Genomic DNA, 14,678 nt, shown 5'->3' with positions numbered 1-14,678 from the left:
CTTAATCTCCTATGCCTGACGGGCGATTGTATTGGTTCGAGCGATTTTATTTTGGAGTTGCAACAAACCATATACCAAGGCCTCGGCCGTTGGAGGACAGCCTGGAACGTATATATCTACCGGCACGATGCGATCACAGCCACGTACTACAGAATAAGAGTAGTGATAGTAACCACCACCGTTGGCACAGGACCCCATAGACAGCACCCAGCGAGGCTCCGTCATTTGGTCGTACACTTTGCGAAGTGCTGGACCCATTTTGTTACAGAGCGTACCGGCAACAATCATCAAGTCAGATTGACGTGGACTTGGGCGGAAAATAATACCAAATTGGTCAAGGTCATAACGCGCAGCACCTGCATGCATCATCTCGACGGCGCAACAGGCTAGACCAAAGGTCACAGGCCATAATGAGTTGGTTTTTACCCAGTTCAAGACATTATCAGTGCTGGTAACTAAAAAACCTTTGTTGTTTAATTGATTTTGTTCAGACATTGTATAACTCCAGATTTAGTCCCACTCAAGGGCGCCTTTCTTCCATTCGAAGGCAAAACCCACTGTTAGAATGGCAATAAATACCATGGCTGTCCAAAACCCAACCATGCCGACGTGGCTATTGGCAATAGCCCATGGGAATAGAAAGGCAATTTCCAGATCGAATAAAATGAATAAGATCGCGACTAAGTAATAGCGCACATCGAACTTCATACGAGCGTCTTCAAAGGCCTCAAAGCCACACTCAAAGGGAGAGTTCTTTTCGGGATCTGGTCGGTTGGGACCGAGAATAGCACCTAAACAAATGAGTAAGGCACCTAAGCCCAGTGCTACGATAATAAATAACAAGACTGGAAAATATTCAGCTACCTGCATATATTTACATCCATAAAAGATAAGAAACCTGAACCTGCTTCAGGCAATAGAGTGGCAACATAAGTTCTTAGAGCGAGGCTGCACAACTACCTTAACCATATGTAGCTTGGACGTATGGTAAAAACAATTGCAAATGCACTTAACTACCTCGACATTGGCGAGCGCCACTAGGTAGACGCTAGAAGTATCCGTAAGGATTAACCATTAGTGGTCGTATGAATATTATGGCTTAGCACCCAAGCACATTTAAGCTTGCGCTATTAGAAAATATATTTGCCTAGACACCTATATCTTAATAATTGTAGCATTTCTAATACTTATAAGCCATTTTTTTGGGCTATTGTGAATATATTTTACGTTAAATAAATGAGTTCTATTATCATTTATCAATAACTTCTTTTAAAATTCATTATCTTGTTATCAACTAAATATAAACAAGGCAAGACTGCAGTAAACTCGTATACGTAAAATTGCAACAAATATTAAGAGCCAAACCCTAGTAAAAGCCCTAGGGATCTAATTCCTATTCTATAGCATATAACTTGCAGTGATATGAATAACCCTGTTCGCATCCAAAGATTAGAATACGTAAAAAGCATTACACCCCCTATTTAATCCTTGCCATTAGATAAGACCAACGGATGTTTCCAGTTTAAGCACGTTGTTTAGTGGTAATTCATAGTGCATCAAAAATGCAGCGACCACAGTGGTATAGAAAGTGTAGATGCTACCTGTGTGAGCCAAATAACGACTGCTTATCAATAACAGTCCTGCTGCTTTAGCAATAACTCATGGATTAGAAAGAGATACGGCCTGGGTATTTATTTAGTCTGCTATATTGTTTTTTACCCAAAATTAGGCTTACTTAAACAGCATGCTGCTGGGATTTGGGGTTTGACATATTGAGAGAGGCTAATCTTACTCAGGTAATTAGCGCTTAGCCTCCCCTTCTCTACTTCTATGACAGGGAGTCATCTGCGTTTATGAGTAGTCCTCTCGATTAAAAAAGACATGAAAAAACCGCCCTACTCGGGCGGTTTTTATTCATACTACAGTCAGTTAAGCATGCTTAGAAGCTGTGTTGTAAGCCGATAGCACCAAATACTGCTTTAGTTTTGTCAGTGGTATCGTATTGGTCGTGGAAGTTATTTTTGGACCAACCGTAAGCACCAGTGGCATAAACGGCAGTGCGTTTAGATAATTGGTGTTTGTAGGCAATGGCAGCAATATGACCAATTGCTTTTTGGTCTGCGTCGTGCAATTGAACACCATTGAACCAGTTAGCTTCTGAGTTACCATTTTTTTGGTGGTTACCTTGGTAAGAAATGAATAAGGTACCGTTTTCTGAGACTGGAGCAGAAATACCTGCTAACCAAGCTTGAGAGTGGTAACCCTCACCTAATGGGTCAGCGTAGCCCACGACATCACCCGCTTTGTTAGTGTGTGCAACTAAGTCACCACCATTAAGTGGATTGAACAAACCGTCTTCGAAGTCATCGCCATCACGCATTAAAGCTGCGTAAGAACCGCCGTGTTGTTGACCATACAATAAGTGTAATTTAACAACGTCGAAGTCGTAAGTTAAACCAACGTTCCAAGCGTGCATACGGCTGATAGAGTTGTTATAGCCGCCACCGAATTTACCGTCATCCCAGTTGTCTGCTTTAGAACGACCCCAAATCCAGTCATAGCCAGCGCCGATATACAAAGGTCCGTAAGTATAACCAATACCAGTTGTTACACCGTAAGTTTCGTTTTTAGTTTTACCGTCTTGGTGACGTTGAGCAGGATCAAAACCTAAAGAACCTTCGTAGTCAACAGTGTTAGATTGAGCCACACCACCGACTGCCCATTGGAAGCCTTCAACGTTTGGAGACACATATTTAAGAACGCCATCGAAACGACCAGATAGTGAGTTACCGAAAGCAGAAGTTGCACCACCAAGACCGAAGTCAGTACCCATAGGGTCGATTGGAGCTAAGAAAGCGTCACCCGCATTGTATTGACGACCGATAGTGAAAGTACCCCAGTCTTCACCAGTTAAACCAACAAAAGCTTCTTGACCGAATAAGCGACCACCGTTAGTTGTGCGGCCGTTACCTAAATCAAAACCACTTTCGAGTTTGAAGATAGCAGAAGTACCATTACCTAGGTCTTCAGAACCCATCATACCCCAACGGTTATCACCTGCAACACCACTTTGTGCGCCAAGATTACGTTCACGTTTAGAGAAACCACCTAATTTTTCGCCTTGAACGAATTGAGGCAAACCAGTTACTGGATTTTTGATGGTACGGTTACCAATACGTTCGTTACTGGTACGAGTTGTTTTAGTTTGGTCAATACCGTAACCAGCGTCAACGACACCATACAAAGTAACTGAACTTTCAGCTTGGGCAACACCAGCGAAACCAGCTAATAAAGCAGCTGCAAGTAATGTTTTTTTCATTTTGAAACTCTCCGTAGACTTGATAAAACGTTAATAACCGAGATTACTGAATGGTTACTAACGACACCCTTGGGAAAAGGTGTTGTATCTATTTGAACAAAGATGGAGTTTTTTGAAACATGGGCGTTACAAAAAAACCACCATAGATTTATTTCCTGCCCTTTTGTTGGCCAGCTATTGCAGCCAAGCCTCAACAACAAACAGATTAAAGGCCGGGGTATGTATGATGAAGAAAACTTAAGAAATTACTTTAAGTTTTGATCCTGCCTCGGTCTACAGTTTCAGTGTACTCCTAAGCTTAGATATCTGCAGTTCTTTTTGCTAAAAAACGACGTTTATTACACTTTAGCGATTTATTTTGATGTTTTTATACAACAATCAAGTGAATTTTAAGCACATTTTCATATTTCTGTCGTTTGACTGGTGTTAACAGGTGTAACTCAACTAGTCACTACATGATAGATGCTGGGCAACAAACCATGTGACGACTGCCGCACCTTTGCACCTCCTACTGATATCTAATATTTATTGCTTGATGTTTGGGCTTGTGCATTTTGCTGAGTGTTTGATGTTTATGATTTGTAGTTAATTATGCTTGGTCCCCGCTTACAAAGCTTACTCTCACCTTCTGCTTGCTTGTTGCAGCCCTCATTGAGTCATGGCCTATCAGCCATAGGTTTAGCCACTATGCTTTTTAATCTTGATTTGATACATAAATGAAATAAGCATAAAAAAACCGCCCTCTGGAGGGCGGTTTTGTGCACTAAACTAACTAATACTAGCTTAAGCGACGATTAGAAACGGTGTTGTAAACCGATAGCGCCGAAGATAGATTTAGTTTTTTCAGTAGTATCGTATTGGTCGTGGAAGTTGTTTTTAGACCAACCATAAGAACCAGTCGCGTAAACAGCAGTACGTTTAGACAATTGGTGTTTGTATGCGATAGAAGCGATGTGACCGATAGCTTTTTGGTCAGCGTCGTGTAATTGAACACCGTTCAACCAGTTAGCTTCAGCGTTACCATTTTTTTGGTGGTTACCTTGGTAAGAAACGAATAAAGTACCGGCTTCAGTAACTGGAGCAGAGATACCAGCTACCCAAGCTTGAGAGTGGTAGCCTTCGCCCATTGGGTCAGAGTAACCAGTCGTGTTGCCGTCTGCGTCAGCGTGACGAACGAAATCACCACCGTTTAATGGGTTGAACAAGTCGTCTTCGAATTTGTCGCCGTTACGCATTAAAGCAGCGTAAGAACCACCGTGTTGTTGACCATACATTAAGTGTAATTTAACAACGTCGAAGTCGTAAGTTAAACCAACGTTCCAAGCGTGCATACGGCTGATAGAGTTGTTATAGCCACCGCCGAATTGTTTGCCGTCCCAGTTGTCTTCTTTAGAACGACCCCAAACCCAGTCATAACCAGCACCGATGTACAATGGGCCGTAAGTATAACCGAAACCAGTCGTTACACCGTAAGTTTCGTTTTTAGTTTTACCGTCTTGGTGACGTTGTGCAGGATCAAAACCTAAAGAACCTTCGTAGTCAACGGTGTTAGATTGAGCCACACCACCGACTGCCCATTGGAAGCCTTCAACGTTTGGAGAAACGTATTTGATAACGCCGTCGAAACGACCAGAAAGAGAGTCACCGAAAGCAGAAGTTGCAGATGCAGTACCGAAGTTAGTGCCCATTGGGTCGATAGGAGCTAAGAAAGCATCACCAGCATTGTATTGACGACCAATAGTGAAAGTACCCCAGTCTTCGCCAGTCAAACCAACAAAGGCTTCACGACCGAACAAACGACCACCTTGTGAAGATTTACCATTACCTAAGTTAAAGCCACTTTCTAATTTGAAGATAGCAGAAGTACCGTTACCTAAGTCTTCAGAACCTTTCATACCCCAGCGGTTACCGTTAGCAACACCACTTTGAGCACCTAGGTTACGTTCACGTTTAGAGAAACCACCGATTTTAGTGCCTTCGATGTATTGTGGAAGACCAGTCACAGGGTTTTTGATAGTACGGCTACCGATACGCTCGTTGCTATCACGAGTCGTTTTAGTTTGGTCGATACCATAACCAGCATCAACTAAACCATAAAGAGTTACTGAACTTTCAGCTTGGGCAACACCAGCAAAACCAGCTAATAAAGCAGCAGCAAGCAATGTTTTTTTCATTTCGAAAATCTCCGTAGATTTGATAATAAGGCTAATAACCAATGTTATCTTTAGTTACCACCCACAAAATCCCTAAGAGGGATGTTGTATCTATTGCAACAAATAATAGATTTTTTTACCACCTTAATTAGCAAAAAAACCTGTTTTTCAGTGAATTTACTGTTATTTTGTTGGCTATCTACCACAACCAACCATTAACAGCACCAGTCCGTGGTTTATGTAATCGCAAGAAAACTTGGAATAATTCTAAGTCTTACTTACGCCTCGGTCTACGGTTTTAGTGTACACAAAAATGCTTTTAGTGACTGTTTTTTTGGTGTAAAAACCACGGTTTTTACATATTCGGGTGGTTTTTTGATGTTTTCATACAACAACCATCCATAAGAAAACTATTTTGTTGTTTTTTTGGTAAATTACCCCGCCTCTTAGCGCGAGGTGGCACATCTAAAACCCAGGCTAGGCAACACATAATTAGCCTTCAAGCTATTGCGTAGAGAATCTCGCATAAACGCCGCATAGTCACTGGGATCGGCCACCCCACTCGCCGCTGCGCCACAAAATGCGCCAAGATTAACACGACTGTCTATGCCATCTTTGTTAATCGTTTGCAGATTGCTTTTATCGAGCGCACGTTGTTTGGCGCTAGCAAAGTCTTGCGTCCATTCCCAAATTAATCCATGAAGATCTTGTACACCATAATAGTTAGCGGGCTGCTGCCCCACAGCGGGCAAATCATTACTCGCACGGCTTTCGTACCAACGCAGTATGGTGTCGGTATAGGCTGGATCATGACGCCCATCAGCCAAATGCTCAGAAGCCTTTGCGACAAACTCCCATTCGGCCGTGCTGGGTAAATGTTTGCCTTGCGCCTTGCAATAGGCCTGAGCGGCAAACCAAGAGACATTGGTCACGGGCGATTGTCGTTGCTTAGGTGGAGGTTGGTAGCTTACTTGACCGTCTTTAGTGGTTTTTTGCCAATGCTGCAAGTAATTGGCTTCGGCAAACATGGGCTTGATGTGTTGCGGTTGCCATTGCGGTTGAGCTTGTAGAAAGTTATAAAAAGCTTGATTAGTCACCGGCGTTTTGTCGATCTTAAAGGCTTTGACCCATACTAAAGGGCTGGCTTGACTCGAATATAAGGAGCGAAATTCCCCGCCTTGTATATTGACTTGAGCAACCGCATCCAAGGGAGCTTGGCGTTGTTGGGCCTTCACTTCTGAACCTACGCCTAGCGTGATCAGAATGATACAAGCCATAGCACTCAAGCCACGTCTACACTGACGCGGCTCTTGAAAATTCTGCGCATTGCACATAATGAACCTTCTCGCCATAAACATAAACTTATAAGAAAACATAAGCCTCAGGCGCACATTGCATCACGAACGCAAGGGCATGAGGCTTATATTATTGCTAGCTAGACAACTAAGTTTTATTTCTTGTCGGCACTTTGATGCGTTTGACGGATTTTTTTGACCTCATTGACATCCATCACACCGCCTTTGTTGTCCCAACTATTTAATAAGAAGGTCACCACATTAGCGACATCCTCATCGTTCAGTTGTAAGGCAGGCATTACCGCATCATAGTGATGGCCATTTACCGTAATCGCCCCATTAAAACCATGCATCACTATCTCGGTGGCGCGCTTGTGGTCAGCATTCAAGAAGTCTGAATTAGCCAATGGCGGGAAGACATTAGCAATGCCTTGACCATCCGCCTGGTGACAGGCTTGACAGTTATTGACATAGACCCGTTTACCAAACTCAATTTGCTCGTCTTTGTTTTTGGCCTTAATGGCTTGGGGTTTCTCACCGGTGTCATAGGCGCGAATCGCTGCGCCCTCTGGCAAATAAACTTCATCCCGTATTTTGCCGGAGTAAATAGCTTTATCTTCTGGGCCACTGACCTCAATCGTACCTAAGGCTCCTTTATTGAAGGCACGGAAAATAGAATGGTCAACAAGTGTAAGCTTGCCTGGTACGTTCGTGGTAAATTCCACGGTCGCCGCGCCCCCAGCAGGGATTAAGGTCGTTTGCAAATTGTGATTGACTAATTTGCCCCCTTCTACATAGACATTATCAAAAATTTCGCCAATAACATGGAAAGAAGAGACTAAATTAGGGCCACCATTACCAACAAATAAACGTACTTTCTCATTGGTTTTGGCAGTCAATGAATTTTTGCCAGCCAACGCACCTACCGAACCATTAAAGACGACGTAGTCAGGGTGCTCATCAATGGCTTTTTTCATGTCAAAAGGCTGTAGCCCTGTCTCACCATAAGCGCCTTTGGTATAAAAATCCCCTTGCATGACATAGTACTCGTGATCGACTTTAGAGAGCCCTTCTGGCGGTTCCACCAAAATCAAACCATACATGCCATTAGCAATATGCATACCCACTGGCGCCGTGGCACAGTGATAGACATATAAACCGGCTTGTAAGGCTTTGAAAGAAAACACGGACGTATGACCTGGCGACGTCATACTGGACGCAGCACCACCGCCTGGCCCTGTAGCGCCATGTAAGTCAATATTATGGGGCAGTTTTGAATCTGGATGATTAGAGAAATGCATTTCGACCGTGTCACCCTCTCGCACCCTCAAGAAAGTCCCTGGTACCGTACCATCAAAGGTCCAGTAACGGTAATCAACGCCATCGGCTAGACGCATGACTTTTTCGATGGTTTGCATTTTAACCACGACTTTAGCGGGGTAATCGCGGTTTATCGGTTTAGGAACATGTGGGGGCGCTACTCTCTCAGCCTCAATCACTGGCAACTCTTGGGTGGATTTTGTACTCACCGCTTGTTTTTCTGGCGCAGCTACTGTTGAGCTTGCCTGTGGCTTATCATTGCTTTGACCCCAAGCTAAGCCACTATTTAAACTTAAGGCCAGCAAAATACAGGCGCTACAGGTTTTTAGCTTCATGTTTTTCTCCTTAAAAGAGCGCTGTGTTGAACACAGCCGATGACGAATCTTTATTCTTTCATCTTAACGAGGATTGGTTGCAGTTTGTATAATATCCTTACAAATTAGTACGGATTGCTTGTGCCAGCTCAAGAGATAGCGCAAAACAGGCAAAAAAAAGCCCGAAAGCTGAACTTTCGGGCTTATTACTCTGTCGTAGTGCAGTAATACAAAAACTACTGCACTACTCACTCAGCCATTATTGTTGAGCGCGAGTCGTTTGGGCAGCGGCTGGCACAGCTTGACCTTGTACTTGAACTTCTACACGGCGGTTAGGTGCGTTACATTTGATTGCTTCACGACCTTTGCCTTCGCAGTTAACGACTGGGTTAGCTTCGCCACGACCAGCGGCTTGGATAGCATTGGCAGGCACACCACGTTTAACTAAGTATTGGCCAACGCTGCGAGCACGACGCTCAGACAAGCCTTGGTTGTAAGTTGGGTTACCGATAGGGTCAGTGTAACCAACGACTTGGATCGCTGTGATATTTTGTAGGCGACCTAAGTTAGACACTAGCGCGTCTAGTTTTTGTTGGCTTTCTGGGCGGATTTTGTCTTTGTCGAAACCGAATAAAGCATCAGCATCTACAGCCACTTTTTGTGGGGCTACACGACCAGTTGCTGGAGGGCAATCGATGTCTTTTGGTTCAGCAGCGTGCCAGTAGTAGCTTTGGACATAACCGTCGGTATCGAAGACCACTTTGAATTGGCAGATAGACTCGTTGTTAGCACCAACACCTGGTGTACGGAAGTGGAACACATAGTCCCAAGTATGAGCACTAGCAAGGTTAAGGTCGTCAAAGTGAGGAGCACCTAACAAGTCAAAGACTTTAGAACGGCTAACCGTTGGTTTGATCATTTCAAAGACTTGTGGGTTAGGATACGCTTTTTGGCGATCTTGGTAGTGGGCTTTTGAATAGTCAGGCCATTGGGTATCAACACCGTTGATGCTGCTGCACGCAGATAAGGCTACAGCACCGACAACAGCGGCCATTAACGCTTTCAATTTCATTGTTTTCATATAACAACACTCCTTTGAAAAAAAAGTTTATTTATGAATAAGCGATAGGCTGAATCATTCGAAGAACTCCAAATGTACGCCTAGCCAAACCCATAAAAAGATCGTAACGAACTTTGCACTTACTAAATGTGATTCATTAGGTGAAAAATTCATATACCTGTCTATATATTAACCAATTTATTCTAAATATTACAGATGATTCCTTAAACAACTCTTGCAAATGCCCCGCCCCTACAGGGCTTTGCAGGTAATTCGTATGCAAAATCATGTAGTTACAAGATGTAGTTTATGTTAATTATAGGTTTGTTGTATTTTAACCACAATAGGTATTTTATGTGATTGTGCTTAATTGACTTACTTCTGATGCGTTTTTAGCACAACAAAAAAGCGCTCATAACCCTAGGGTCAGAAGCGCTTTAGCCTGTTAAATAGACTTTTAATTCATATACATCCCACCATTGATATCGAAATTCGCACCCGTTGCAAAAGCCGCCTCTTCGGAAGCTAGCCATGCCACGAGTGAAGCAATCTCTTTGGGTTCACCGAGACGTTTTAGGGGGATGGTCGCCACAAGTTTGTCGAGAATATCCGCGGGCACAGCACGAACCATTTCAGTGCCCACATAGCCCGGTGAAATTGTATTCACAGTAATGTGTTTATTGGCTAGCTCTTGCGCCAAGGCCATTGTAAACCCGTGAATCCCCGCTTTTGCCGCTGAATAATTGGTTTGCCCAAACTGCCCCCTCTGGCCGTTGATAGAACCAATATTGATAATGCGCCCCCACTTTTGCCCAACCATATCTTCGACGACTTGTTTGGTGACATTAAAGAGACTATTGAGGTTGGTATTGATCACATCATGCCAGGCTTGGACTTTCATTTTGCGAAATTTTGCATCACGGGTAATGCCAGCGTTATTGACTAAGACACTCACCACGCCATGCTCTTTTTTGACCTTATCAAAAGCCGCCACGCAGGAGTCCCAGTCCGTGACATCGCATGCCGAAGCGATAAATTCAAAACCTGCTTTGTGTTGCTGCTTTAGCCAATCACTTGGATCACGTTGCAAACTATGACCGGCGACCACTTTAAATCCTTGTTGCGCTAGGCTTTGACAAAAAGCCGTCCCAAGTCCTCCCATACCACCAGTCACATACGCTATTTTTTTGCTCATCTCCGACTCCTATAATTAATTACCGCTGCCCTCAAAAACCTTCATGCCACGACTTGGCACGTCATTACTCTGATTACTCAATCGCCCGCACCTTGACATAGTCGCCGGGGGCATCGTCTAAAACTGGGTACTGCTGGTTACCTGCTGTCGGGTGCGCTGCTGCACGCTCACCTGCGTACTGACTTAACCATGTTGACCAGGCTGGCCACCAGCTGCCTGGCGTTTGTTGGCTATTTTTTAGCCATTCCTCAGCACTGTCTGAGGGAGTTAGTAAATGACCTGGTATGGACCAATAATGGCGTTTATTTTTGGAGGGTGGATTAATGACACCTGCTACATGGCCGGAAGCACCCAATACAAAGCTAACTTGTGATCCCAAATACTGCGCTGATTTAAAAGCCGTATGCCACGGCACAATATGATCCTTGATGCTGCTGTAGTAAAAGACAGGAAGCTGGATCTTGGAAAAATCCAATGGCGTTCCATTGACGGCAGTCACACCTGGCTTGATGAGCTTATTTTCTAAATAGGTATGACGCAAATACCAACAATAAAAAGGCCCAGCAATATTGGTACTGTCACAATTCCAATACAATAAATCAAAGGGCAAGGGTGACTTGCCTAGCAAATAATTATTGCTCACATAGGACCACACTAATTCGCTCGGACGAATAAAGGAAAAGGTATTCATGAGGTCGCGAGCCGGAAACAGACCCGACTGGCCTATCTCGGCTTCTTTTTGGCTCACAAAGGCTTCATCGACAAAGACATCAATAATGCCCGTATCCGAAAAATCCACAAACGTCGTCAACAAGCTCAAGCTCTTAAAAAGCGGCTCTTGTCTTGCAGCTGTAATGGCCGCCGCGGTCGCCAGTAGCGTGCCACCCACACAAAATCCTAAGGCATTGATTTGGGGTGTTTGCGTAATGTCTCGTACCACCTTGGCGGCTTGCAAAACGCCTTGGTCAATATAATCATCCCAGCGCGCTTCTTGAATACCATCTTGATCTTCGGGCATGGGGTTACGCCAGGACATCATAAATACCGTAAAGCCTTGTTGCAGCGCGTAAGCCACTAAGGAGTTATGCGCTTGCAAATCCAAAATATAAAATTTATTAATGCAAGGCGGCACCATAAGTAGTGGAATACGATAGGTATTGGCTTGTTGCGGTGTATATTGGATTAATTCAAATAATCGATTCCGATAAACAATCTTACCCGGGGTGGTCGCTAGGTTATGGCCAACCTCAAAGGCGCTCTCGTCACTCATTGAGATGCGACCCTGTTGCAGATCGTGCCATAAGTTGAGATTACCCATTTGTAAAGAAGCGCCATGACTCTCTAGGCATTGACTTAAGGCTTCGGCATTGAGGGCAAAGTAGTTGCTAGGAGCGATGGCGGCTAACCATTGCTCGAGCGCAAACTCAATTTTTTGTTTGAGTTCTTCGGGCAATGGCGACTGCTTGGCCATCTCTCTAAGTGTGCTCGCGGATAAATCGTATAAATGGGCTAAGTAATTGAGATGCGGCCATTGCTGCCAGGCGGCGTGGCTAAAGCGTTTGTCTTTGAGGGGAGCTAATGACTGATTAACACTGTCTTGCCAGAGCTGCAGAAAGCCTTGATTGAATGTTTCTTGAATTTGTAGCCAAGGTTTTACAAAATCACTATGCCAAGCTAATAACGGGTCTGAGGCAGTGTCCGGTTCCGCTTGAGCACTAGCCTGCTCTATTTTTGCCGCAGATTCATTGGTAACGGGGAATAACTCGTTAGCGTTGTGGTGTTCAATGCTGACCGTGCTGGGAGCGCTAGGAGGTGTACTCATCGTGTCCTTGGCGCTATTTGGCGACTGGCGCTGAGTCACAGTATCTGAGGTGCTTTCTGTACTGGCGGTTTTCGGATCGTTCATAAAGTCCCTCCTAAACTTTGTGATAGTGAAGAAACCAGCAAAGACCTCATAGGGACAAGTACTTGAATTTAGGTTTGGAGCCAGACCAACGTCGCCATTCTGCCTTGTTGAGCGGAGCGCCTATGGGAGAAGAAGCAGTCGTTATGTAAATAGGTACATAAATCACTACGAAACACCTGTGTAACGCCTGCGCCTTGCAAAATATAGCTCGCCGCTCCCGCCAAATCAAATAAGTACTTCGTCACCTCAAGCGTGGCACCAGAGACTGCACCATCACTTATGAGATCATCATAAAAAACAACATCCTGCTCTTTAAATATAGCATTAGTCGCTAACTGCGGTGAACTTTTTAGGACTTTAAAGGCAGTTCCAGGCCACAAACGGGTACTTAAACTACTCAGTGCCTTGGCACTAGCTTGCGACCATGGATGTCTAAGAGGTTGTTGCGCCAAGCACGCATAAAAATCCACCTCAGGTGCGATGGGCTTAAAAAATTGCGCAAAAGCGTCATCTTGCTGCACAAAGCTTTGATAAACATCCACTCCCACTTCAAACACCGCAGCGCTAATGCTCGGCCCAATCCAAGCAAAATCAACCTGCGCCTGCTTACGTCGCATAGCGGCAATGGTGTTTTGCAAAATGCCGTTGAGTACACCACGCCAGCCTCCGTGCGCGACGGCAATGATGCGGCGTTGGGTATCGGCCAGCACGACTGGCAGGCAATCTGCTGTAAGTACCGCCAATACATCTTGGCTTGAATCAGTCACTGCCGCATCGGCAATCGGCTCATGACGTTCATTGTATTGGACCGTATCCGGTTGTGATGGATCAAACACAATCGCGCTATGGGTCTGCGAGAGCCAATGCGGTTGGCGGCCACACAAGGATTGAATTAAGGCACGATTTTGTAGTACATGCGCCGTTTGATCATTGACATGCAAGGCTAAATTTAAGGAATCACAGGCGCCTTCAGAACAGCCGCCTTGACGTAAAGTCGTACCATAGGCAATCCCCTCAAGCCGTGGTCCCGTGGCTAAACAAATCTGTCGAAGAGCGTGCAAATCGGTCATGGGTTTTCCTCGTTTGGCAGCCAATGAATATTCTCTATCACAGCACACATATCTGGTGCCAACGGCGCCTCAAAATGCTGGAGGGTTTGACTTTGGGGATCTTTAAACTGTAGGACGCGCGCATGCAGCATTTGTCGCTCTGCCCCCGCCCACTCAGGCCCTTGATAAAGCGTATCTCCAAGCAGCGGATGTTGAATGCTTGATAAATGCACCCGTATCTGGTGCGTGCGTCCTGTATGTAATTTGCATTGCACCATGCTAATCGCATGGTCTTGCCAGTCACCACGTCGTAAGACCTGATATTCGGTCAAGGCGGGTTTCGGGGCGATCGCTGCTTCACTACTCATACGAACGGGAACTTTAGGATCACGGCCAATCGCTTTGTCGACCTGTCCAGCGGCTTTGGTATGGCCTTTGACTAGTGCTGTATATAGACGCCCGACGGTGCGGGCCTGTAATTGTCGTACTAAAGCCGTCTGCGCCGTCTCAGTGCGCGCTACCACTAATAAGCCAGAAGTATCCTTATCGAGTCGATGCACAATCCCTGCGCGCGCCACACGTGCTAACTCTGGGTACCTAAATAATAAGCCATTGAGTAAGGTGCCCGACCAATTGCCAGCGCCAGGGTGGGTCACTAGGCCTACCGGCTTATTGATGACCAGCCAATCTCGGTGCTCCGCTATGACCTCAAAGTCGACATCTTCAGGTTCAAAAGCGCTGTCTTCGGGTGCGGCTTGTGGGATCACGTGAATCCGATCGAGTCCAACTACTTGATGTTTGGGCTTAACGGCGCGGCCGTTGACGGTGACAAAGCCTTGCGTAATCCAATCTTGAATGCGACTGCGCGAATGCTCAGGGAGCTGCGCTGAGAGATACTTATCCAAACGCTGCGTTTCTTGTTCGAGAGGCAATTCGAATACTAATTCTTTGCTTGACGCTTGTTCAGTGGTATCTATTTGCGAGGGCTGGGTCATTAGTTGTGGTGCTTTTTTAAGATTTAATAATATAATATTTCGTTGCTATATAATTATATGAAATTATATGCA

Annotated in this window: 12 protein-coding genes; 1 reads left to right on the top strand and 11 read right to left on the bottom strand. The window is 45.0% G+C overall.

What is annotated here, in order from left to right; translation table 11 throughout:
• Positions 1-9 precede the first annotated feature (9 nt).
• The 9 genes from Q335_RS0100745 to Q335_RS0100700 form a co-directional block, all read right to left on the bottom strand.
• Entirely contained in the window at positions 10-495 is a 486-nt protein-coding gene (locus tag Q335_RS0100745; protein ID WP_028356981.1) for a NuoB/complex I 20 kDa subunit family protein, read from the bottom strand.
• A 15-nt stretch (positions 496-510) separates the two neighbouring features.
• Positions 511-870, bottom strand: coding sequence for an NADH-quinone oxidoreductase subunit A (locus Q335_RS0100740; RefSeq protein ID WP_028356980.1), 360 nt, complete (start codon positions 868-870; stop codon positions 511-513).
• Between the two features lie 1,069 nt (positions 871-1,939).
• On the bottom strand, positions 1,940-3,319 hold the full coding sequence (locus tag Q335_RS0100735) for a porin (protein WP_028356979.1): 1,380 nt from the start codon (positions 3,317-3,319) through the stop codon (positions 1,940-1,942).
• A 794-nt stretch (positions 3,320-4,113) separates the two neighbouring features.
• Complete coding sequence (locus tag Q335_RS0100725) at positions 4,114-5,493, bottom strand: porin (RefSeq protein WP_028356978.1); 1,380 nt, start codon at positions 5,491-5,493, stop codon at positions 4,114-4,116.
• 425 nt (positions 5,494-5,918) lie between these two features.
• Positions 5,919-6,749: a formylglycine-generating enzyme family protein gene (locus Q335_RS0100720; protein WP_156929864.1), complete on the bottom strand. Its 831-nt coding sequence runs from the start codon at positions 6,747-6,749 to the stop codon at positions 5,919-5,921.
• A gap of 173 nt (positions 6,750-6,922) precedes the next feature.
• On the bottom strand, positions 6,923-8,422 hold the full coding sequence (nirK, locus tag Q335_RS0100715; protein WP_028356976.1) for a copper-containing nitrite reductase: 1,500 nt from the start codon (positions 8,420-8,422) through the stop codon (positions 6,923-6,925).
• A gap of 238 nt (positions 8,423-8,660) precedes the next feature.
• Positions 8,661-9,482 carry an OmpA family protein gene (locus Q335_RS0100710; RefSeq protein ID WP_038369121.1) on the bottom strand — a complete coding sequence of 274 codons (822 nt, stop codon included), beginning with the start codon at positions 9,480-9,482 and terminating at the stop codon, positions 8,661-8,663.
• A gap of 436 nt (positions 9,483-9,918) precedes the next feature.
• Positions 9,919-10,656 (bottom strand): acetoacetyl-CoA reductase, encoded by a 738-nt coding sequence (gene phbB, locus Q335_RS0100705; RefSeq protein WP_028356974.1) that lies wholly within the window; start codon positions 10,654-10,656, stop codon positions 9,919-9,921.
• Between the two features lie 73 nt (positions 10,657-10,729).
• Positions 10,730-12,562 (bottom strand): alpha/beta fold hydrolase, encoded by a 1,833-nt coding sequence (locus Q335_RS0100700; protein WP_245588258.1) that lies wholly within the window; start codon positions 12,560-12,562, stop codon positions 10,730-10,732.
• Here Q335_RS0100700 and Q335_RS10470 point away from each other — a divergent pair.
• Entirely contained in the window at positions 12,528-12,614 is an 87-nt protein-coding gene (locus tag Q335_RS10470) for a hypothetical protein (RefSeq protein ID WP_483771097.1), read from the top strand. The two genes, Q335_RS0100700 and Q335_RS10470, sit on opposite strands and share 35 nt — an antisense overlap.
• A gap of 16 nt (positions 12,615-12,630) precedes the next feature.
• On the opposite strand, the gene Q335_RS09930 is transcribed toward Q335_RS10470, so the two are convergent.
• Entirely contained in the window at positions 12,631-13,632 is a 1,002-nt protein-coding gene (locus Q335_RS09930; protein WP_051532194.1) for a purine nucleoside phosphorylase YfiH/LACC1 family protein, read from the bottom strand.
• Positions 13,629-14,606 carry an RluA family pseudouridine synthase gene (locus Q335_RS0100690; protein WP_051532193.1) on the bottom strand — a complete coding sequence of 326 codons (978 nt, stop codon included), beginning with the start codon at positions 14,604-14,606 and terminating at the stop codon, positions 13,629-13,631. The genes Q335_RS09930 and Q335_RS0100690 overlap by 4 nt, the downstream gene beginning before the upstream one ends.
• Positions 14,607-14,678 lie beyond the last annotated feature (72 nt).

The organism is Brackiella oedipodis DSM 13743 (assembly GCF_000621025.1).
GTDB classification, from domain to species: Bacteria; Pseudomonadota; Gammaproteobacteria; order Burkholderiales; family Burkholderiaceae_B; genus Oligella; species Oligella oedipodis.
The sequence above is the reverse complement of the archived record's forward strand: the minus strand, read 5'-3'. Positions and strand labels throughout refer to the sequence as shown.

What these genes read in the sequence shown, in the direction of transcription:
- Q335_RS0100745 (WP_028356981.1), bottom strand. Translation starts at nt 495, where the DNA reads ATGTCTGAACAAAATCAATTAAACAACAAAGGTTTTTTAGTTACCAGC.
- Q335_RS0100740 (WP_028356980.1), bottom strand. Translation starts at nt 870, where the DNA reads ATGCAGGTAGCTGAATATTTTCCAGTCTTGTTATTTATTATCGTAGCA.
- Q335_RS0100735 (WP_028356979.1), bottom strand. Translation starts at nt 3,319, where the DNA reads ATGAAAAAAACATTACTTGCAGCTGCTTTATTAGCTGGTTTCGCTGGT.
- Q335_RS0100725 (WP_028356978.1), bottom strand. Translation starts at nt 5,493, where the DNA reads ATGAAAAAAACATTGCTTGCTGCTGCTTTATTAGCTGGTTTTGCTGGT.
- Q335_RS0100720 (WP_156929864.1), bottom strand. Translation starts at nt 6,749, where the DNA reads ATGGCTTGTATCATTCTGATCACGCTAGGCGTAGGTTCAGAAGTGAAG.
- nirK (WP_028356976.1), bottom strand. Translation starts at nt 8,422, where the DNA reads ATGAAGCTAAAAACCTGTAGCGCCTGTATTTTGCTGGCCTTAAGTTTA.
- Q335_RS0100710 (WP_038369121.1), bottom strand. Translation starts at nt 9,482, where the DNA reads ATGAAAACAATGAAATTGAAAGCGTTAATGGCCGCTGTTGTCGGTGCT.
- phbB (WP_028356974.1), bottom strand. Translation starts at nt 10,656, where the DNA reads ATGAGCAAAAAAATAGCGTATGTGACTGGTGGTATGGGAGGACTTGGG.
- Q335_RS0100700 (WP_245588258.1), bottom strand. Translation starts at nt 12,562, where the DNA reads ATGAACGATCCGAAAACCGCCAGTACAGAAAGCACCTCAGATACTGTG.
- Q335_RS09930 (WP_051532194.1), bottom strand. Translation starts at nt 13,632, where the DNA reads ATGACCGATTTGCACGCTCTTCGACAGATTTGTTTAGCCACGGGACCA.
- Q335_RS0100690 (WP_051532193.1), bottom strand. Translation starts at nt 14,606, where the DNA reads ATGACCCAGCCCTCGCAAATAGATACCACTGAACAAGCGTCAAGCAAA.